The following is a 22,108-nucleotide window of genomic DNA, read 5'->3' on the forward strand; positions in this document are numbered from 1 at the left end:
TCGAAAATGACAACGTTTGACATAGCTAATTCATGTAGTAGAATGAAGTTATTGGTTCGGGACAGCGATGTCTACGTGGATGTCGCTCTCAAGGAGGAGAAAGTGACGAGTCATGATTAGTATGAGCGGAAAAGCAATACGTAAATGGTGGTGGTTATTTGCGCTGCCAACGTTTGCTGCGTTTGTTGTTGGCTTCTTAGTGCCATTTATTATGGGTGTGTACTTGAGCTTTAGAAAATTCACTACTGTGACTGATGGTAAGTTTGTGGGTTTTCGTAACTACTATAGAGCTTTAAAAGATCCGCATCTTGTTTATTCGTTTTTGTTCACAACGCTTTTTGCAGTTATTACAACAATAATTATTAATGTTATTGCTTTTGCAATTGCGTACATGCTTACTAAGAAGTTCAAGGGCACGACGATATTCAGAGCCGTGTTCTTTATGCCAAATCTTATTGGCGGTATCGTTTTAAGCTATATTTGGCAGCTCTTGTTAAATGGTATACTCGGCTACTTCAATCGTACGATTACGTTCTCTGAAGTATTCGGTTTCTGGGGCCTTGTGATTGTTGTTTGCTGGCAGCAAATTGGCTATATGATGATTATTTATATCGCAGGAATGCAGGCTCTTCCTGGAGATGTTATGGAAGCAGCTGCTGTCGATGGTGCAAGCCCAAGGCAGACTTTATTCAAGATTACTATTCCATTGATGATGCCTTCTATTACTGTTTGCACATTCTTAACAATTACCAACGGCTTCAAGCTTTTCGATCAGAACTTCGCATTAACTAACGGTGGTCCGTCAAGGAAAACAGAGATGTTAGCTCTTAATATTTATAGAACTTTCACTACTCCAAGATGTGAAGGCGTTGGTCAGGCTCAGGCAGTCATGTTCTTCATTGTCGTGGCTGTTATTGCTATGGTTCAGAATATGCTCACTAGGTCAAAGGAGGTAGCGGCATGAACGAGAAAACAAAGCATCCTGCGTTATGGACTGTGCTGTTCACTCTTATAAGCTTGTTATGGATTTTCCCTATAGCTTTAGTGGTACTGAATTCTTTCAAGTCTAAGGTTGATATTGCAAGCAATCCTTTTACTTTTAGTTCAAAATCGTTTGTTGGAATGTCTAACTACGTATTAGGTTCAAATCGTACTGATTTTCCAATGAGTTTCCTCTGGACTATTGTTGTAACTGTTGGTTCTGTAATCCTCATTCTTCTGTGCACGTCAATGTGTGCATGGTGGATTGTTCGTGTGAACAATTGGGCAGCAAAACTTCTATACGTTTTGTTCCTGTTTAACATGATTGTGCCGTTCCAGATGGTTATGTACACCCTTGCTTACATTACGAACACTTTAAAGTTGAATACTCCATGGGGATTGTGGATTATTTACTTAGGCTTTGGTGCAGGACTTGCAGTGTTTATTTTCACTGGTGTGATTAAGGGTATTCCGCAAGAACTCGAAGAGTCTGCAATGATTGATGGTGCTTCTGTACCACGTATATTCTTCCAGATTATTGTGCCGATTATGCGACCTGCTATTATTTCGGTTTCAATCTTGCAGGCAATGTGGATTTGGAATGACTTCCTGCTTCCATTCTTGACGCTCGATCTCAACAAGTATAAGACGATTTCTATAGCTGTTCAGTATTTGAAGGGTGGTTATGGATCTGTTGAGATGGGTGCCATGATGGGTTGCTTGGTTATGGCAATTGTTCCAATCATAATCTTCTATCTCATCTGCCAGAAGTACATTATCAAAGGTGTTATGTCTGGTGCAGTAAAGGGATAAATTAATTCTCCTCCAAAATTCAAGTGGCAGTAAAAGCGGCGGTGTGCACATACTATTACGTTTGTGCACACCGTCATTATTTTTTTTTAATAGTTACGCTAGTTTGTAATTAGGTGGTAGAGTTCGTTGTTAAAGGTATCTATAGATAGTAGAGCATAGGAATTGCGTCATAAAACCAGGAGATAGTATAGAATGATTTTCTCGTTTGGAAGCCCAGATTCAAAGTTTGCGCAAAGCATGGAAACATTTGCTGATGCCGTGTGGCTTACAATATTGATGATTTTAACAAGCATTCCTTTAATTACTATCGGTGCTTCTCTTTGTGCCGGTCATGATGCTGCAAGACGTACAGAGCAAGGTGAAGGACATATTACTGCAGCTTATTTTCGCGCGTTTGCTAGCAATTTTTTGGAATCTACTATTATTTGGGCTGTAATGGGGCCAGTTTTGCTTGCTATTATTTGGCTATGGCTTTGCGTGTGGTCTACTCCACTTTTAATTATTAAATTTATTCTGAGCATATTGTGGGTTATTGTTGCCGAATGGGTGTTTGCACTACAAGCGCGTTTTAAAAATTCAATTGATAAAACAGTGGTTAATTCTCTTATTTTTGGTATTTCGTATTGGAAAGAAACTCTTATAATGACACTGCTAGATATAGTGTTTATTGTGTTAATATTTGCATCAATCGTATATTTGCCGCAGGGTTTGCCTTTGTTGGTATTCATTGGTTGGGGATCGCTTATTATGCTGCATACTCCGATTTTAGAGCGGGTATTTGCAAAGTATATTAAGCAAGAGTAGTTGACAGTTATATGAATAATTAAAAAATTGGGGTAATCGGCAAAAAATTAATGAGGCGAGCACTATTATAGATGCTCGCCTCACATAGGACATCATGTAAGAAATATTTTAATTTGCTACTATGCAAATCATATTCCTTACGAGGGGGGGAATAGAGTCAGTTCATCAGTAAACCAACTATTAGATTATACATGCTTCCGTGTATTTTCGCCGCGCATAACTGCCGTCATAGATAGCACTCGTGGTGACTTAAATACTTCATCGGTGTGAACTACACGACCATCAGCATCAGCAAGTGGAATACGCCAGTTTGGATACTCTGTACTAGTTCCAGGCTGATTCTGTGAACGCTTCTCGCCGACAGCGTCAACCAAAGCAACTTGCAAAAGCAAAGATGGGGAAGTGAGCATAATCGCATGCATAGCTTCCACAATCTCTTGTACATGGCCTTCAACATCCTCAGCAGCATCTTTGCTAATCCAGCCGTTCTCAAGAAGCATCTTCATCATTGCATCGCGTTCAGCTTGAGCAGCCTCCTGGAACGTTTCTACGGAGTCTGTAAGCAGATGAAGCTGCTCGCGAAGCTTGACATGCTCAAAGGCAAGATAACCAGCTGTAGGTGGCATATCGTGCGTAGTAACGGAAGCAAGAGCATACTCTCGATATGTAGACGGATTAGCGAAAATAATTTGCTTCTTTCCAGCCTTCTTAGTAGCAGCTTCAGCTTCGTCGTCGTGAGTGAACCATTCAACAACAGTGCCAAGCACGCCATGAGATGCAAGAACCTTAGAAACATACTTCGGAACAGTGCCCAAATCTTCGCCAATAACAACGCCGCCTGCGCGAGTTGCTTCAACAGTAAGAACTGCGAGCATTGCATCTACGTTGTAGTACACATATGCGCCGTTTCTAGCACCTTGTCCTTGTGGAATCCACCACAAGCGGAACAATCCAAGAACGTGATCAATACGAGCAGCTCCTGCGTGCAAGAACACGTTATGAACCATGTCTCGGTAAGCAATATAGCCAGTTTCATCCAAATAATTTGGATCGAATGGAGGTTGACCCCAATCCTGACCTTGCTGGTTGTAGAAATCAGGAGGAGCACCAACGCTTACGCCATTAGCAAATCGTTCCGGACTCCACCAAACGTCAGCACCGTAGCCGTGTACGCCAACTGCCATGTCTTGCATAAGACCAATTGCCATACCAGCAGCTTTAGCTTCAGCGTGAGCTGCAGCAACTTGCTCATCAGCAATCCACTGAAGCCAACGATGGAACTCAAACAAATCAGCGTGTTCGCGCTTAAGTCGCTCAATTTGCGGAGTGCCTTTGCCTGTAGTGTCAAACCACAAATTCTCGCCCCAAGGAGCACCCCAAACTTCAAACGCAACACACCAAGTTGCAAAAGCGTCAAGATCTTCACCAGAACGATGCTTAAACTCACTAAACTCGCGCTCGCGTTCGGTAGAACGAGGTTGCTTGAAAATAATACGCAACGCAGGAAGCTTGGCATCCCATGCAGCGTTGATATCTATAGGATTTGGATTATTGTTTTGAGGAGCAATAGACTCATGCAATTGCTCCACTTTGGCAAGATCCTCTCCGCTTAATTCAGCATATTCCGGAATATCTTGCGGACGAATATAAGTGACATTCAAGAACCTACGAGACTCAGGCAAGTACGGTGAAGGCTCAAGAGGTGTTACTGGAGCGCACGCATGAATTGGATTAATCAGCATAAAATCAGCCTTACCAATTTCTCCAGCATCCTTAAGTAGGCGACGCAAATCGCCGTAATCGCCAATTCCCCAAGAATCTTTTGAACGCGCAGAATACATTTGCGTCATGAATCCCCAACGATGCTTTTGCTTAACGCTTTCAGGCAACGGAATACGCGCAGGTGCAGCAATCAATGTAACATCAGCGTGTTGAGCTGTCTCGCCATTCGTGTTGATTACTTTAGCATGCAAAGTGTGGTAGCCCATTGGCAAATCATCCGGAAGCTCAATGAACAAATCTCCATTGTCTTCGGATTGAATATCGCCTAACGAGCCTTCATAATCTGTTCCATCTTCGAGTGTAAGAGAAATATGAATTTGCTCTTTTTTGGCATCTCCTGCGTGAATTGGTACGCAAGTTTTTGCGCCATTAAACGAAACGACAGTTGGTGGCAATAATTCGCTAGAGCGTTTGCGCTGAACCTTCTCGTATGAAATTGCAATATTGTCTTGAGTGTCGGCAGGCATGCCTAATGCATCAAGTACTCCAACTAATGCTTCATCTGTAATTTCGGTGTAGCTTCCTTGCTGATCAATATAAAAAGTGGCAACGCCGCACGCCTTAGCAAGCTTAATAAGTGGACGTGCAAGACGTTCTGCGCTTTCTTCCATAGGCTTATCAGCATCAGCTTTGCCAGTAGCTGTTGTTGTCATGGTGCTCCTTCTACTTTATGATTTGGCACATTCCTAACATCGTCGTAAGCGTGCCAAATGTGCAACTATGGCGATAGTGCGTAAATCAATACATCTCTGGATTGAAATACACCCTGCCTGTCAATTATATAAATACCTGACATCGTTTGCAAATTAGCGTTGCGACATATTTGCTAGTTTTTATAAGTAATTGCAACTAAACACAAGTGTTGTGATTACTCATGTTTAGTTGCAATCGTCTGATAGTTTATTATTTTTTTTTTACTTACTAAAACGCAATTACTTGTTGCTAAGCACAACAAAAGTTCTGATAGGCAAGTGTAGGGTAGCAGCGCTTTTTTCAGTTGTAATATTTACCTTGGTGTCAGGCTGTTTTCCAGTCCACTTAGCAAAATAATCACTTGAATTAAGTACGCAATGCCACTCTTGAGATTTTGCACTATGAATTGCAGGTAGTTGAATAGTTGCATCTTCATGATACATAGGATTTGCGCAAACAATTAGATTATTGCCAATGCGCGTAGCCAAAACAGTATGGTTAGACGTTTCAAGTTGTTTGCGTTTGCCGTCATACAATGAGCTATATTCAGCGCGAAGCTTTATAAGTGCACGATACCATTGAACAAGCGGATTGAAACGTTCAGTGCGCGCCCAGTCAAGCTGGTTCATTAGTACACCGCGATTATAAGAATTATCGCAACCGTGCTTAGTGCGTCCAAACTCTTCTCCGCTTAGCGTAAACGGCGTGCCTGCAGAGCACAAAACAATTCCAGCTGCAAACATATTAGCGTTCAAAATATCCGCAACTTGTTGTACATCTTGAGCGTCAAACTCAAAATCGCTAGCATTCTCGCGCATAGAGATACAAAGCTTATCCCACAAAGTCAAATCGTCGTGAGCAGAAGTATATTGAACAATCTGTCCAACTTCTTTACCTGCAGAAGGAGTATCACGCCATGCATTAAGAGTTTGGCGAGCCGCATCTGAGCACCAGAACTCATTGCCATTAACATATCCACGGTCGCGATGGTTCATAACATTGCCTTTGAGGGAATCGCGAGACTCGTCGCTAAACCAGCCTATGCGCTCGTTAAGAGTGCCTCTGCCGTCTTTATCTCCCATCGGAACTTTCTCATCAACAGCAGGATCCGAAGCACCCCACGGTTCTCCATACATAACAATATCTTTACCGCCAGGAAGCTTGTCTAATGCAGTTCGTGCCTGATTTAAGGTTTCAGTATCAGTCAATCCCATAAGATCGAAACGGAAGCCATCAATGTGATAGCAGCGTGCCCAATGCAGCAAAGATTCAATAATAAACCTGCGGAACATAGGATGTTCAGAAGCCATTTCATTTCCACAGCCAGAGCCGTTAGCAAAAGATCCGTCAGAGTCTCGCCTGCAGAAATACCCAGGAGCCATGCATTCGAAAGCGTTTTCTGCGGACTTGTACATGTGATTATAAACAACATCCATAATTACGCGTTGACCATTAGCATGTAATGCCGCAATCATTGCCTTGCATTCGCGAATTCGCGCAGTGCCATCGTAAGGATTGCTAGAATAAGCACCTTCAGGAACGTTGTAAGCGTGAGGATCATAGCCCCAGTTGTATAGAGAATCTAATTCTTCTGCTGAAGCACCATTTTTGCGCGCATTGTCGATTGTGGATTCGTCAACTGTTGCAAAATCGTAAATAGGTTCGAGTTGCACATGAGTAATGCCAAGCTGCTTTAAATAATCCAAGCCAGTAGGGAAGTTGCATTCAGAAGAATCTGGATTTTGCAAAGATGTATGTTCATCAGTAAAAGCGAGATATTGGCCTCTATGCTCTGGCTTAAAGCCGCCATTAGGATTGCTGCTGAAATCTGCAACATGCGTTTCCCACACAACCATTGCATGGCGCACAAACTTAGGAGACTTATCTTTATGCCAATTGGCAGGAGACACTCGCTCATCGTCTATGACAAGGCTGCGCTCACCATTTACACCGCTTGCTACACCCCAAGGGTCACTAGTTCGATTTACTGTGCCATCTTGGAAAGTAACAAGATAATCGTAGTATATGCCGTCTAAACGCTTACGGAAATTAATCCGCCAAGCTCCGTCATGCAACGGTTTCAATTCGTGTGTTTGAATTGGCTCACTGTTGTTTCCAGTTTCAAAAAGTCTTAACGTCACATTCTGTGCAGTTGGTGCCCATACGGTAAATGTTGTAGATTTAGCATTTAAAGTAAATCCAAGAGGTCCTTCGTATACAGGCCATGTTGCCGAAGATGGAGTCGTCATATAGGGTATCCTTCTTCTTTCGCTATTTTGCGAATTGTCTAAATTTTCTAAATTATCTAATTGTATTAGTCATTATACAGTTTTTTAAATTTTATTATTTACTTATTGTTCTGTTATCAAGTTTTTTATGTTTTGCGGCACTATTTGGCTAAACACGGTAGGGTTTATGCGATAGCCATTATCGTATTAAGTCAAACGGTGAGTGTGTTAAGTTATTTTTTATTTTTATGTGTTCGTGTTGTCTAGTGAAAGAGAAGGCTGAAACGCTCGAAAGCGTCTCAGCCTTCAGTAAATTTATATCCTGTAAATTATCAGCCTTTAACGGAGCCAGACATGGACTCTTCGTAGAAGCGCTGCATAATAATGAACAGGATTACGATTGGTATGGAAATGCACACAGCACCTGCCGCGAATGCAGCGTACCAATCAGGTAGATACTTTTTGGTAAGCATCTCCATTAATCCGTAAGCAACTGTGTAGTTTTCCTTATTGTCTCTCACTACTGTCTTCACCATAACGAAGTCTAGCCATGGTCCCAAGAATCCAGTAATTGCTTGGAACACAATCATAGGCTTGCAGATTGGAACAATAATCTTCCAGAATACTTGCCACTTTGTGCATCCATCCAAGTATGCAGCTTCATCCAAAGACTTTGGAATAGTATCCATGTAGCCCTTCATAATGTAGAAGCCAGCACCGCTACCTGCAGAATAAACGATAATAAGTGCGATTAATACAATCGAACCTTTTGTTAAACCAAGAGCCTTCAAAATGAAGTAGATAGCAATAACAGCCATGATACCTGGGAACATACCAAGAATCAGAGCAAGATTCATGAATGTCTTACGTCCTTTGAAACGGAGACGAGACATGCAGAAGGACACTGCTAACACAAACACCAAAGAAATAATGCACACGAAAATTGACACGATCAAAGTGTTGAGGAACATTCGTGGGAAATTAATGTCATCGGTATCGGTAAATAACTTTATATAGTTATTTAGTGAGTATTCAGTTGGGAAGAAGGTTTTCTGATAGGAACCAGTGTTCTTGTTGAAGCTTTCTAACAAAACCCACAAGATTGGAATCAACCAAATAACTGACAACACCAGCAAGAACAGATGCGAGAAAGTATCTCCAATTACTCTTCTGACATGTTGATCTTTAAGGAAAGAAACACTACGAGTGCTCTTTACAACAGCTTCTTCGTTCTTAGTTGTAGTTTTATCACTCACCGGAATCCCTCCTCATTCTTGTAAGATCCAGAGTTGCGATACGTAATCAGTGCTACGACGGCAAGTACCATGAATGTCAAAATACCAATTACTGCACCTGCGTTGTAGTTTTGCTGGTCAACAGTCAACTTGTAGAGCCATGTGATAAGCAAGTCGGTGCCGCCTGCACTGTTGACTTTGCTACTTGCTGGGCCACCTTTTGTTAAGAGATAAATAACGTTGAAGTTATTGATGTTGCCAGTAAAGGTAGTAATCAAATATGGAGTCATAACAAAGATGATGTATGGCATTGTGACGTTCATGAAACGTTGCCACCAACCTGCGCCATCGAGCTCTGCAGCTTCGTAAAGTTCTGCAGGAACGTTCTGCAAGATACCTGTAATCTGCATGATGGTGAATGGGATACCAACCCAAAGATTGATAAGAATTACCGTCACTCGAGCCCAAGTTACATCCGTAAGGAAAGGAAGCTCTTGATGTATCCAACCGTTTTGCTTAAAGACAATGTTAATAACACCGTTCTGGCTAAGCATATTGTTCATAATAAGCAATGAAACAAACTGTGGAACTGCAATTGTAAGTGAGAAGCAAGTTCGCCACAATCCCTTAAGACGAGTGGACTTTCTATTGATTATCATTGCAATGAACATGCCGAGGAAGAAGTTCAGGAAGGTTGCAAGGAATGCCCAAACAAGAGTCCAGATTAATACGTCAAAGAATACGTCAGCTTTAATTAAATCACTTTTTCCGGTTAAGAATTGAGAAAAAACGTCTAACCCAATCCAGCTGAATTTTTGTTGATGATTCTCATCATAGCTTGTGAAAGCCATAGAAATCATGAAGAACAATGGCAAAATTGTGAATAACACAATGCCAGCAGTTGGAAGAGTCATAAAACCGACGTGTGCTTTTTCGTCAAGAAGAGTCTTAGCATCATCAATGAAATTAAGTGGCTTCTTGCCGTCTGCCATTACAGATTGCGCTTTGTACGCGCTGCGAAGAGCGAGAGTTGCCAGATATACAAGCAATACAATCGCTAATATCGACATAACTCCATACAGTAAAATTTCTACAGAATTATCGCCCGCACTGTATCGCCAGAATCCGTTGACTTTAACTCTGCCCTGTTCTACTGTGCCAAGAGTGTTAATTTTTGGAAGATAATCCAATCCAATTGTAAATAAGAATCCGAATAAAGCTGCTTCACACGCTAAGAATATAACGCCTTTGATGTATTGCTTGCGGACAAAATTGCCAAAGCCAAATATAACAACAGAAATCCATGAAAGAATGTCCGCATGTTTTGCAGCCTCTTTCAGTGAATAAGGTGAAGGAGCAAAGCGTTCTGCAGTTGACGTCTTCTTCTGGCGTCTTTCTCGCTTTGTGGATGTCGTGCCAGTCATGACATGCCTTTCATGTAAACAAAATTATTTTGTAGAAGATAAACAATGCGCCCCACCCCTTGCCGGAGCGGGGGCTGGGGCGCATTGTTTTACTCAAAGTGCATAAAACACTGCTTATGCATCTATTTAGATTTGTTGGCTAGAGTAAGTTTTGTTTACTTACTTCTCTAGGCCCTTAGCAAATTCTGCGGTCTGCGCGGCAGCATTATCGCCAGTAATCTTACCGGTGGAGATAGAAGTGCCGAATGCTTGAACTGGATCCCAGAACTTACCCATTTCAGGAATTGCTGGCTGCAAGACAGAAGTCTTAGCAATGGTTTCCATCTGAGCAACAGCAGCTGGCTCTGCCTTTACGCTGTCAGCAAGGGACTTGTCAGAAGGAATTGCACCTTCCTTTTCGAAAGCAATCTGCTGGGACTTCTTGGAGCCCAAGAATGCAGCGAACTTAGCAGCCATCTCTGGAGACTTGGTGTTGGTGTTGTAAGCAACAGCCTTAGAACCAGCGAAGGACTTCATCTGGTGCTCGCCAGACTCAGTCTTGAAGGTTGGAAGAGCAGCTGCAGCATAGTTATCCTTCAAGGCGTCCTTAACCTTGGCTGCATCCCAAGAACCGGAGAATATTGCATCAACGGAGCCGTCCTTCAAGCCAGCCAAGCCGCGACCATTTCCATCAAGTACGAAGTGCTTTTCGTTTCCAACGAGCTTTGTTGCAATGTACTTGGTAACTTCAGCAGCCTTATCACTGAGCTTCATGCCAGCCTTAGCATCGTTTCCACTTTCGCCGAAGAGAGTCATATTGCCATCGAGGTAGAAGCCTGGGAGATACCAAGCATTAGCAAGATCGAATGAAACCTTGCCTTTTTCAAGCATCTTGTCGAGGGACTTAACGTCATCAGCGGAGAACTTGGACTTGTTGTAGTACATGAACCAAGTGTTGCCGGTGTAAGGAACGCCGTAAAGCTTACCGTCCTGAGCGGTAACAGACTTGATCAAAGTATCTTCGTTCTGTTCCTTAACTTGCTTTGTGGCGTCATCGCTTAATTCGCCGATTGCTCCAGCCTTTACCAAGTCGCCGAGCTGATCGTTAGGGAAGAGGAACACATCAGCAGCAGCCTTAGCATCCTGCTTAACAGCCTTAGCAGCGTCTGGTGGCTCAACAACAGCGTTCTTGAAAGTAACGTTTGGATTTTCCTTCTTGAATTCTGCTTCAACAGTCTTAATCCAGCCGCCATCTTTCTGATCGTCAGCAGAACCCCAAACGGTGAGCTGAACAGGTGCTGAATCAGCAGCCTTCTTATCGCTATTGTTAGTGCTTGAACCGCAAGCTGCAAATCCAAACAAAGTAGCAACTGCAAGACCTGCACCCAGCATCTTCTTAATATTCGTCATCCTTGACCTCCTATATCATGCCAAAAACCGGCATATCATTTGGTGGCGTAGTAACGGACTCCGTTGTGGCGCAACATCGCGATTGCTGCGTAGAGCAGCGTCACAAGTCTCACAAATCCGTTCGTAAGCACTGTGTAGTATACACGGATATCGTGTCGTTTGCAAATGAGTGGCGGGTTAGTCTGTATATTTTGCCCTATAAATTTTTTCAAGTGGTTGTGTGTAAACTAAGTAGCACAACGCTAGAAGGGTGAAATAATGGCATTATACGATCATGCTCAGTGGCTTAAAGACGCGGTTTTTTACGAAATCTATCCGCAAAGTTTTTGTGATTCCAATGGCGATGGCATAGGCGATATTCAAGGAATTATCGAAAAGTTAGACTATGTAAAATCGCTTGGTTGCAACGCAATTTGGCTTAATCCCTGCTATGACTCGCCTTTTAAAGATGCGGGCTATGACGTGCGCGACTACAAAAAAGTAGCTGCGCGTTACGGAACGAACGAAGATTTAAAGCAGCTTTTTAGTGAAGCTCACAATCGAGGAATCCGCATATTGCTTGACTTAGTGCCGGGTCATACGAGTGAAGAACACGAGTGGTTTAAGGAAAGTTCGAAAGCTGAAGAAAACGAATTTAGCAAGCGATATATTTGGACAGACAGTGCGTTTAGCGGCTATTCTATGCCGTTTATTGGCGGTGAAACTGAGCGTGACGCCACTTATATTCTAAACTTCTTCAAATGTCAGCCTGCATTAAACTACGGTTTTGCACATAGGGATCGAGCTTGGCAATCCGCTCCAGATTCCAAAGAAGCGGCAGAAACTCGCGCTGCAATGGTTGATATTATGCGATTTTGGCTTTCGCTTGGTGCGGATGGATTCCGAGTTGATATGGCTGATTCGCTTGTAAAAAACGATGACAATAATGGCGAAGGAAGCCTTGGCAAAGACAATACAATTCGCGCATGGCAGGAAATGCTTGGCACTGTGAAAGAAGAGTATCCGCAGGCTGCTTTTGTGTCCGAATGGGGCAGGCCACGTCAGGCTCTTACTGCAGGATTCGACATGGACTTCTATTTGAATTGGCGCTGGGATGGAAACCCTAACGGTTACGCACGTTTAGCTCGTGATGTTGATAATGCTTTAGACGGCAATCCTGAGCATGATCACAGCTACTTTAATGCGCACGGCGGCGGCAGTATTTGCCCATTTTTAGACGATTATTGCCCACAATATGAGTCAACCTATTCGCAAGGTTACTTTAGTTTCATCACGTGCAATCACGATACGCCGCGTCTTGCTCCGCGTCTTGGCGATCGTGAGCGTCGCGTGGCTTTCGGCATGATACTCACTATGCCAGGCGTGCCATTCGTGTATTATGGCGACGAAATTGGCATGAAATATCGCGATATTCCAACAAAAGAAGGCGGCTACGCTCGTACGGGCACTCGTACGCCAATGCAATGGGACGATGCAAAGAATTTTGGCTTCTCGATGGCTGCAAAATCTAAATTATACTTGCCTGTTGAAGCGCGAGCAGACGGAAGAACTTGCGCAAATTCTCGAAAACAAGCAGTGGAAAGTGGTGAAATTCCAACTGTTTCTGCGCAAATTAATTGCGAAGATTCCTTCCTTTCGTGGGTGCGCTCGCTTATTGCGCTTCGCCATAGTCGCAAATCTTTGCAAGCTGACGCGTCTTGGAGAGTTTTGTATGCTCCGGTTGACGGCCGCGGCTTTGCTTACGAGCGTTGCGCAAAAGGTGACGTAGGAGAATCAGCTGTGGAACGAAGCATTGTGGTTATGAACCCAGGTGTAAATAGCGAAACAGTTTCATTAGAAGCATTAGCGAATCTTACGCAAGAATCTGCTTACAATCCATTACTTAAAATTGGAGAAATATCAGTTAATGGTGATTGCTTAACACTCGGCGCTCAAAGTTTTGCAGTGTTTGGAATGTAAATTACAGGTTAGTTAGATACGTAACTACAGATAAAGTTTATATAAACTAGGTATGCGCAAATAAACAAGGACGTGCAATGGGTATTAATAGTGGTAAAGCAATAATGCGTGATAGCGGTAACGCGAATAAGGAAATGCTTGACGCAAACGGCAAACCAATTCGTGCTGACCGTAACATAAAAACTGGAATCACGCTCAATAAACTTAAAATGCTCGGCGCTTTTATGCTTATGCTAGGTGCATTTAGTAACACAGTAATTGCACGAATGTTCGGCGGAACAGTAACCAATAATATGTTCGCATTGACAGTCATATTAGTTTGCGAATTTATAAGCTGGACTGCAGTGCCATGGTATGCGTGGATATTAGTACGCGGATATCACAATACTCATAATTTGAATCTTTACATGTTAAGATTGTTGATTTTAGCAGTGGTCTGCGAAGTTCCATACGATTTGGTGAATTCAAAATGTTTGTTCGACATGCGTTCGCAAAATCCTGTATTTGCAATGGTTATCGCACTATTTGTACTTTCGAGTATAGATACAATTAAGGAGCGTTTAAGCGGATTTAGTAAAGGTTTTGCTATTACTGTGCTTATCATTGCGGGTCTTCTTTGGAATTTGATAGGAAAAGTTTTTGTGCAGCATGGAATTTTCTTCGGCGGTGTAACTTTGCTTATTTTCGTACTTCTTTTTGAATTATTAAAAAAGCGCGAAATTACTATGGAGATGACTGCAGGAATGTTCGGTGCTATGTCGATGCTTGCACCTGGTATTGGTGTGGCTGTGTTGCATTATCGTAGCGCTTATGGTGATGGTCCTAAAAACTCGACGACATTCCGTTGTGTTATGTATGTGTGGTATCCGCTGATGTTGATCATTGCGTCAGTGTTTGCAGTATTCTTGCGTTGAAAACATTTCGTAGCAGTTTTTGGATTTGTTTGTAAGGCGAGTTTTACCGCAAATCAGGGTTTATAGCAAATCAGGGTTTGCTATAAAGCGAGTTTGGTACTACGCCTTGTATAGCGTTTAAACCTAGTTTTCTAATCTGATTCGCTAATCAGTTTGCAGATGTAATGTCTGGGGCAGGACCAGTTGAGTTTCGGATTAGAAGCTGAAGCGGAGCTGTAATATGGCGTCTTGTAATTGGCTGCTCGTTAATAAGTGCTAAAGCAATATTTGCGGCTTGCTGAGCCATCAGACATGGATTTTGTCGAATGGTAGTTAAGCCTAATGCTTCTGCAAAAGTACTATTGTCAAAACCAATAATAGACAAATCTTCTGGCACTCGTATGCCTAGTTTTTGTAAACGAAACAGGAACGGTATAGCTGTGGAATCTTGGTGAAAGCACAGTGCAGTAGGAGGGTTGCTGCTTGAAAATAGTTCTGAAATAGTGGCATCTAAGGGATTGTCTCCAAAGTCAATTGGTAAGATTTTCCCTTGAACTCCTGGTGTATCGTTGCATATCGTTTCAAAACTGGTAATTCGTCTCGAAGAACTGAAGCGAAGTGGTGAATTAAAATGTTCGTAAACATACAGTAGTTTTTTGTGGCCTAAAGTAGTGAGATGGCGCACTGCAAGTTTAATTCCTGCAGTATCGTCAATGCTGATTGCTGCAGAAAGAATTTTAGACGCTACACAATTAATGCCCACAATAGGTACCTTTATGCGTTGAAGTTGCTCTGCCTCATTGTTGCTGATATCGAAAGAAGATACGATTACGGCATCAGTATTACCGCGTAAAGGTAGTTCTTTGAAGAAAGTTTTACGCTGTTCGATACCATCTACTGAATAAATTACTAGATCATATCCGGCTGCGTGCAACGTAGCGTTTAATCCTTCAATAATAGAAGCACTAAACCATTCTATGCGACTGCTACCAATAAGTAGTGCTATGCGGTATGATTTGCCTGATTTCAGTACTCCTGCGGTTCTTGATACAGTAAAGTCGAGTTGTTCTGCTGCTTGCGTAACTTTTGCTCGTGTTGCTGGCGCTACTTTGTCTGGGTGAGCGAAAGTTCTAGAGACAGTGGCTATGGAAACCCCTGCTAGCGTAGCTACATCGCTAATACTGTTTTTTGACATTTTATTTCTTCTGTTCTTTGTTTTTGCTCAAATATGAAGAGTGTTATATATACCCTTCAAAAAGAACATATAAGTGTTATGTAAATACAATAAATGTAAAGGTTTACATTTTTAGACACGCGGGTAAAAAAGTATTTATTTTCGCAAAAATGGTGCAGTTTAACGGATTCGAAATGAAAACCTTTACATTCACATTTTTTCTGTTTGACCAGTGAAAACTTTTCGCAATATTATAGATTTTACCCATTAATTTCACGAAGAAGTGGAGTAACAATGAACATTAGAAAAATATGTATTTCATGTGTCGCTGTTTTAGGCATGCTTGCTAGTGTTAGCGCGTGTGGCAGCAATTCTGCCGGTGTAACCGACACAAAAAAAGATAAAGGTTTGCCGGTAATGGGTGAAGCATTGAAATATAACCCTAACCATCTTGTTAATCAAGGCAAGCCAATTGCTTTGGAATATTGGAGCTGGGGAGACAGTAGTACCGACCCAATCTACGATATGATCAAGCAGTATACGAAAATCTACCCTAACGTAACGTTCAAAACGAAGAACGTTGCTTGGGACGATTATTGGACAAAACTACCGTTAGCACTCAAAGGCAAAAGCGGCCCAGCTCTGTTCAATATTCACAATTCCAAGGATGAGCTTATACGCCCATACGCTGCCGACTACAACGTTGACAAGGCAGCAATGGAAGCTGACTACAGCTCTTCTGTCGCACACGAAGATTCCAACGGAAAAGTAAAGTATATTGACTCGGTCATCAATACTGGCAATATTTACTACAATAAAAAGCTTTGGAAAGAAGCCGGTTTAACAGAAGCAGATATTCCTACGACTTGGGACGAGTTGCGCGAGGTGGCAAAGAAACTTACCAAGTGGAACGGTTCCAAAATGGTACAAGCCGGTTTCAATGTTAATGGTGATGCATACGCTGCAATCAACCAAGGCTTGAACTATCAACGTGGCGAACTTGCGTTCGATAAAAGTGGCAAAAAGCCTAATTTTGACAACAAAATTACGCGCGAAAACATGCAATTCCTAAAGAATTTGTACGACAAAGACAAAGTTATTGCAACAGACTTCGGTACTGATTACACGCAAAGTTTTGGCAACGGACAATCCGGAATGGTATACGCTTGGGGTTGGCTTGAAGGCCTACTGAAAGAAAAATATCCGAACGTAGAATACGGTATTTTCCCAACTCCAACATTCACGAAAGAAACGCCATTCGCTTATGATCGCTACAATGGCGAATCTACTCCAGGAATCAACGCTCACCAAAGTAAAGAACAGCAGGCCGTGGCACAAGACTTTATCAAGTTCATTCTCGCTAACGACGCTTTTATTCGCTCTGCAGTGAAACATCTGAACTCGTTCCCAGCGAAGAAATCGCTACAGAACGATCCAGAGATTCTTAAGGCCCCGGTAATGGCGGCTATTCAGCCTCGCGTGAATAGGTTGATTTGGCCAGGCATCACTCCTTCTACGGTGGAAACCAGCAGCAAGGCAGCGTTCCAAAACGTTATGCAAAATGGTCAATCTATTGATTCCGCAGTAAAAGAAGCACAGGCGACCATGGTAAAAGACATGAAGAATTCCAACTTTAAGTCTGCAGAAAGCAAGTATGAATTCTTCAAAGAACACAAGTAAAGATTCATAAACTGAAGTGTGTTCTTTCAAGTAAGGCAAGGGAAATCATGGAACAATTAGATCAGAAATCTCATTCAACTCCTCTAGGGAAAAAATTTGGTGGTATAGCAAAAGTAACCGCTGCGTTGTCTCGAACCTTCTCATTTCGCAATGTGGCAGTGACATTTCTGGTTGCTTATTTCGCGATTTTCCTTGCCTATCCTATTTATAAAGCGTTTGCCGGCAGCTTCCACGAGTGGAATCCGTTGGTTGGAACGTACAACTGGGTTGGGCTCGATAATTTCAAACAGATTTTAACCGACGGCCTATTTTGGAAGTCAATCGGTAATACAGCTATTTTCATGACAATATCCGTAATTTTCCGCATTATTCTCGGTTTGGGTTTGGCAATGTTGCTCAGCTCCAAGCTCGTGCATTGCAAAGATTCGCTGCGTGGCCTATTTTATATGCCAACGATTACACCACTTGTCGCAGTAAGCTTCGTGTGGATGTGGATGTTTGATCCGCAGTTTGGCATGATTGATAAAGTTACGGGATTGAATATTAATTGGCTGCACAGTTCTACTTGGGCCATGCCGGCAATTATTATCATGACCATTTGGAAAGATTTTGGCTACGCAACCGTGCTATATTTAGCAGGCTTAATGAACCTTCCCAAAGATGTGTATGAAGCAGCCGATATTGATGGTGCTAACAGTGTGCAAAAATTCTTCCGCATTACTTTGCCTCTACTCAAACCTACAACGTTATTCATTGTGATCACGTCAATGATTGCTTACCTGCAAGCCTACGTGCAGATTTTAGTTATGACTAACGGTGGCCCAGGAACAGCAACTTACACTATTAGCTACTTGATCTTTGATCAAGCCTTCCAAAAGTATAACTTTGGTATTGCGTCAGCCATGAGCGTAGTGCTTTTTATCTTTACTGGCGTACTCACGATAATCATGTTCAAAGCTTCTGAGGACGGTGAGTTGGTGTGAGCAATAAAACGGAAACGACTGGAGTTGTTGTTACGGTGCCGGCTAAGGGGGGTATTGTGAAAAAATTACGTAACTGTGCAAGAAGCAGCACTCGTCATGCTGTGTTGAGTTGGTCGCTTACTATTTTTCTTTTTCTGCTTTCTGCGCTAACAATTATTCCATTTGTGTGGATGTTCATTTCTTCATTTGCACCAAATAGTGATATTGTGCGTGTCGATGGTGGACTATTTCCTATGCCTAGTACGTTTGATAACTACGTTGGTATTCAGGAAAAATTTGATTTCTTGAGATTATTCTGCAACTCGTTGTTTGTTGCTGTAGCAAAAACGGTAATTGCCATTTATACCAGCGCAGTGTTGGGATATGTATTTGCAAAAATGCGTTTCCGTTGCCGTAATTTGCTTTTTGGTATAGTGATGAGCACCATGATGGTTCCGTGGGCTGTAACTATTATTCCGCAGTACGATATGATGACAAGTTTCGGTTGGCAAGATACGTACCGAGCCTTAATTGTCCCGGGATTAATTAGCGCTTTCGGCATTTTCCTCTTCCGTCAGTCAATAACAGGTATTTCTGACGAACTCATTGAAGCTGCAAAACTGGACGGAGCATCTGATTTTCGTATTTTCCACAGTATTATTCTTCCTATGAGCCATAACACGATTGCGGCGCTCGCCATCTTTACTTTCTTGTGGAACTGGGAGGACTATCTGTGGCCGTTCTTGATGATTTCGGACGAAAAGAAGCAGCTGCTCGCAGTGGGCTTGAAGGTGTTTACTGGGCGATATGGCACTGATTATGGTGGCTTGTTTGCAGCGACTTCTTTGGCGATTGTGCCAGTTATTATAGTGTACGTAATTTTCCAAAAGCAGTTTATTGCAGGTATTTCCACTGGTAGCGGTAAGTAACCCGCATAAGTGAAGAGAAGATACGTAAGTGTTGTGCGCGAAAGCGTGGTGCAACAAGTGTTGTATGACAAATGTTGTGTGACAAATGTTGCAGTGTGGCATTGCGTACTGAGTAAAGGTGCTGCTATGAGTGTGATAAATATAAGCAATCAAGATAAATCACAAATTATCGGTGAAGCTGTGACGTATTCGGATTCGCAATCTCAAATTTTTGCTGACCTTGCAAATTCGCAGTATGCAAAGGCGCAGGATAGTCAGGTAATTAAGGGCGAAAAGTGGCGAATTACAGTTATTACAGATTCGCTGTTGCGTCTTGAGTGGAGTGACGATGGAGAGTTTGTTGACAATCCTACGCAAACTGTGATTTGTCGCAATTTTGCTCAGAAGAGCGCGGATGCTCAGCCACAATTTAGTGCGCATAAAAACGAAAATGGATGGCTGGAAGTAGAAACTGAAAAGCTTCACCTTACTTATAACTGCGAAGCTTTTAGCAAAGAAGGCTTAAGTATTGTTGTGCGCGGAGTGCCATGTACGCAGTTTAATACGTGGCATTATGGCGACGATTGCCCGGGAAATCTTCTTGGAACTTTTAGAACTTTGGATCAGGCGAACGGCCCAGTAAAGCTCGATAAAGGCATACTTTCGCGCGATGGATGGTCTATTTTAGATGATTCTGCAACTTGCGAAATTGCTCCGGCTGAGGAAATAAATGGTAAATCAAACCCGTATGGGGCTTGGGTTAAGTCGCGTGCGCACAAGGTTAGTGAGCAAGCTGGAAGATATAAAGACTTGTATTTCTTCGGCTACGGACACCACTACATTCAAGCAATTCAAGACCTTTATAAGCTCACAGGTGCTCAGCCGCTGCTTCCACGTTTTGCGCTAAGCAATTGGTGGAGCAGATACTATCGCTACCATCAAGACGAATATTTGCAATTGCATAATCGTTTTAAACGCGAAGGCATACCTTTCAGTGCAGCTGTTATTGACATGGATTGGCATGTTACGGATGTTGATGCAAAATATGGTTCCGGTTGGACTGGTTACACGTGGAATGAGGAACTTTTCCCGGATCATCGCGCTTTTTTGCGTAAACTTAACGCTGCTGGCTTGGCTCCAACTTTGAACTTGCATCCGCGCGACGGCGTGCGTGCGTTTGAAAAAGATTATCCGCAAGTTGCGCGAGAGATGGGAATTGATCCTGCAAGCGGTGAAGCTGTGGAATTTGATTTAACAAATCCGCAATTTGTTGAAGCTTACTTCAATATGCATCATCGTATGGAAGATGAAGGCGTGCGATTTTGGTGGATTGACTGGCAGCAGGGAGGCGTGACGCGCGAGCCTGGTTTGGATCCTCTTTGGATGCTAAATCACATGCATTATGAGGATGCTGCGCGCGAAGGTCGCTGGCCGCTTACATTCTCTCGTTATGCTGGGCCTGGTTCGCATCGCTACCCAGTTGGATTCTCGGGAGATACCGTTACTACTTGGGATTCGCTTGCTTTCCAAACTTACTTTACTGCTACAGCTTCCAATATTGGCTACGGATGGTGGAGTCACGATATTGGCGGACACATGCTTGGCGTTAGAAATAACGAGCTGGAAGCGCGATGGTACGCTTTCGGCGCGTTTAGTCCTATTAATCGTTTGCACTCGACTTGTTCGCCGTTTGCTGGAAAAGAGCCGTGGAATTTCCCTCCGGAAACTCGCGAAGCAATGGTGAAAATGCTTCGTTTGCGCGCGGAACTTTTGCCATACGTTTATACGATGAATTATCGCGCAGCTTTTGAAGGCAGACCGATTGTTGAGCCAATGTACTGGCAGTCGCCGGAAGTTGGCATGGCTTACGAAATTCCTAACGAATACCGTTTTGGAAGTGAGCTTATAGTAGCGCCGATTGTTTCTCCTAATGATGCGGCTGCTTTGCGCGGATGTGCTGGAGTTTGGTTGCCGGAAGGTGATTGGTACGATTTATTTGACGGGCGCAGGTATGTGTCTCGCGGCTTGAATGGTCGCAGATTTGAAGCATGGCGCTCGCTTGATCGCGTGCCTGCTTTTGCGTGTGCTGGAGCAATTGTGCCTCTGCAAGTTTTGCCGGAAGTTGCAGATTGCGAGCGTAGTGCTGATGCTGCTGAATCGGTTAATAGCATTGAAAATCCGCGGGCTTTGCGAATTCTTGCATTCCCTGGAGCTGACGGCGAGTTCGTAATGCGAGAAGATAACGGTGACTTTGCTGCAGCGTCTGCTGGGAATACTGCCAACACGTGTATGAATTTTGTGTGGCGAGACGGCAATGGTTCTTCGCAATTCATTATTTCAGGCATTGCCGGGGAAGATACTGCCGTAAAATCTGTGCCGCAAAAACGCAACTGGAATGTTGTATTTAGAGGAGTTGCTTGCACAGATTTTGCTCACGTGCGCGTGTTTGTGGGGAGCCAAGAGCTTAACGCAAGCGAGTTTGCGATTTCTTACGAAGGTGAAGAGTCGACTTTGAGTTTGTCGGTTTCTGTAAAAGGCGTGCCGGCTCGTTCGGAAATTCGCGTAATTGTTGACGGAGGATTGCAAGTTGCTGCCGATCCTAAAGTTGGTGACGCTTACCGATTCCTGCTTCAAGCACAAGTGCCGTACCGTGGTAAGGAAATGGCTTTTGATGCAGTGAGCGAGGCTAACGGAAGTGCAGGCGCTATTGCTGCAATCTCAACTCTTGAATACGAAAACGAATCGGAAGCAGAAAAGTATCGCAACAATGTTGATATGCTTAACGCTTACGCAACTGATCAGCCTTCCGTAGTGAAGTGGGCGCAATGGCGTTGCACTCTGCCTGTTTCTGTGAAGCATGCGCTTGAGGAGATTTTGCTGCGCTCGGTTGAGTGATTTAATCTGCGCCAGTAACGAAAAAACGGAGTTATACATTGCCTGCGCAGCGTGACGACCTGCCTGAGCGATGCGATTTAGCGCGCGAAGGCAACTCGGAGCGGAAACTCGCTTAAGTTGGGAGTCCAGTGGACTTCCAACGCGAGTTTCGTAAGCGAGCGCGTAATCCACGCGAGCGCTGACTGCGTCAGTAACAAAAATTGCTTAGTTTCACAGCTTGACATACCGGATAAATTAACAGATTTTCTGTAGAAGTGTTAAAATGCTGCACGGTAGTGTGATGAAATT

General features: G+C 43.1%; 15 protein-coding genes. 9 read left to right on the forward strand and 6 right to left on the reverse strand.

What is annotated here, in order from left to right:
• Nucleotides 1-112: 112 nt before the first annotated feature.
• From HXT58_RS00425 to HXT58_RS00435, 3 genes are all read left to right on the forward strand, one after another.
• A complete protein-coding gene (locus HXT58_RS00425) occupies nucleotides 113-964 on the forward strand; it encodes a carbohydrate ABC transporter permease (protein ID WP_004118392.1) in 852 nt (283 codons plus the stop codon).
• Nucleotides 961-1,794: a carbohydrate ABC transporter permease gene (locus tag HXT58_RS00430; RefSeq protein WP_004104804.1), complete on the forward strand. Its 834-nt coding sequence runs from the start codon at nucleotides 961-963 to the stop codon at nucleotides 1,792-1,794. Before HXT58_RS00425 ends, HXT58_RS00430 begins: the two co-directional genes overlap by 4 nt.
• A gap of 192 nt (nucleotides 1,795-1,986) precedes the next feature.
• Complete coding sequence (locus HXT58_RS00435; protein WP_004104802.1) at nucleotides 1,987-2,598, forward strand: DUF624 domain-containing protein; 612 nt, start codon at nucleotides 1,987-1,989, stop codon at nucleotides 2,596-2,598.
• A gap of 185 nt (nucleotides 2,599-2,783) precedes the next feature.
• Here the strand turns inward: HXT58_RS00435 and malQ are convergent, their stop codons facing one another.
• The 5 genes from malQ to HXT58_RS00460 form a co-directional block, all read right to left on the reverse strand.
• A complete protein-coding gene (gene malQ / locus HXT58_RS00440; RefSeq protein WP_174163519.1) occupies nucleotides 2,784-5,033 on the reverse strand; it encodes a 4-alpha-glucanotransferase in 2,250 nt (749 codons plus the stop codon).
• Between the two features lie 279 nt (nucleotides 5,034-5,312).
• A complete protein-coding gene (pulA, locus tag HXT58_RS00445) occupies nucleotides 5,313-7,322 on the reverse strand; it encodes a type I pullulanase (protein WP_415706079.1) in 2,010 nt (669 codons plus the stop codon).
• Nucleotides 7,323-7,633: 311 nt separating this feature from the next.
• On the reverse strand, nucleotides 7,634-8,557 hold the full coding sequence (locus tag HXT58_RS00450) for a sugar ABC transporter permease (RefSeq protein ID WP_004104797.1): 924 nt from the start codon (nucleotides 8,555-8,557) through the stop codon (nucleotides 7,634-7,636).
• Nucleotides 8,554-9,960 (reverse strand): carbohydrate ABC transporter permease, encoded by a 1,407-nt coding sequence (locus HXT58_RS00455; protein ID WP_004104794.1) that lies wholly within the window; start codon nucleotides 9,958-9,960, stop codon nucleotides 8,554-8,556. The genes HXT58_RS00450 and HXT58_RS00455 overlap by 4 nt, the downstream gene beginning before the upstream one ends.
• A 159-nt stretch (nucleotides 9,961-10,119) precedes the next feature.
• Nucleotides 10,120-11,349: an extracellular solute-binding protein gene (locus tag HXT58_RS00460; RefSeq protein ID WP_064340169.1), complete on the reverse strand. Its 1,230-nt coding sequence runs from the start codon at nucleotides 11,347-11,349 to the stop codon at nucleotides 10,120-10,122.
• 258 nt (nucleotides 11,350-11,607) lie between these two features.
• Between HXT58_RS00460 and HXT58_RS00465 the strand changes: the two genes are divergently transcribed.
• Nucleotides 11,608-13,308, forward strand: a complete 1,701-nt coding sequence (locus HXT58_RS00465) for an alpha-amylase family glycosyl hydrolase (RefSeq protein ID WP_064340170.1) — start codon at nucleotides 11,608-11,610, stop codon at nucleotides 13,306-13,308.
• A gap of 77 nt (nucleotides 13,309-13,385) precedes the next feature.
• Complete coding sequence (locus HXT58_RS00470) at nucleotides 13,386-14,222, forward strand: TraX family protein (RefSeq protein ID WP_410295735.1); 837 nt, start codon at nucleotides 13,386-13,388, stop codon at nucleotides 14,220-14,222.
• A 148-nt stretch (nucleotides 14,223-14,370) separates the two neighbouring features.
• On the opposite strand, the gene HXT58_RS00475 is transcribed toward HXT58_RS00470, so the two are convergent.
• The gene (locus tag HXT58_RS00475) at nucleotides 14,371-15,396 is read right to left on the reverse strand and encodes a LacI family DNA-binding transcriptional regulator (protein ID WP_004118431.1); all 1,026 of its coding nucleotides are present in this window, start codon (nucleotides 15,394-15,396) and stop codon (nucleotides 14,371-14,373) included.
• A 273-nt stretch (nucleotides 15,397-15,669) separates the two neighbouring features.
• On the opposite strand from HXT58_RS00475, the gene HXT58_RS00480 reads away from it, so the two are divergent.
• The 4 genes from HXT58_RS00480 to HXT58_RS00495 all read left to right on the forward strand — a co-directional run bounded on the left by HXT58_RS00480 (nucleotide 15,670) and on the right by HXT58_RS00495 (nucleotide 21,820).
• Nucleotides 15,670-17,055, forward strand: a complete 1,386-nt coding sequence (locus tag HXT58_RS00480; RefSeq protein ID WP_004118447.1) for an extracellular solute-binding protein — start codon at nucleotides 15,670-15,672, stop codon at nucleotides 17,053-17,055.
• A gap of 47 nt (nucleotides 17,056-17,102) precedes the next feature.
• Nucleotides 17,103-18,038 carry a carbohydrate ABC transporter permease gene (locus tag HXT58_RS00485; RefSeq protein WP_004118448.1) on the forward strand — a complete coding sequence of 312 codons (936 nt, stop codon included), beginning with the start codon at nucleotides 17,103-17,105 and terminating at the stop codon, nucleotides 18,036-18,038.
• A gap of 101 nt (nucleotides 18,039-18,139) precedes the next feature.
• Nucleotides 18,140-18,946: a carbohydrate ABC transporter permease gene (locus tag HXT58_RS00490; protein ID WP_032835185.1), complete on the forward strand. Its 807-nt coding sequence runs from the start codon at nucleotides 18,140-18,142 to the stop codon at nucleotides 18,944-18,946.
• Nucleotides 18,947-19,072: 126 nt separating this feature from the next.
• Nucleotides 19,073-21,820, forward strand: coding sequence for a TIM-barrel domain-containing protein (locus tag HXT58_RS00495; protein ID WP_410295736.1), 2,748 nt, complete (start codon nucleotides 19,073-19,075; stop codon nucleotides 21,818-21,820).
• Nucleotides 21,821-22,108: the final 288 nt, after the last annotated feature.

This window comes from Gardnerella sp. KA01000 (genome assembly GCF_049244035.1).
In the GTDB taxonomy this organism is placed as follows: Bacteria; Actinomycetota; Actinomycetes; order Actinomycetales; family Bifidobacteriaceae; genus Bifidobacterium; species Bifidobacterium leopoldii.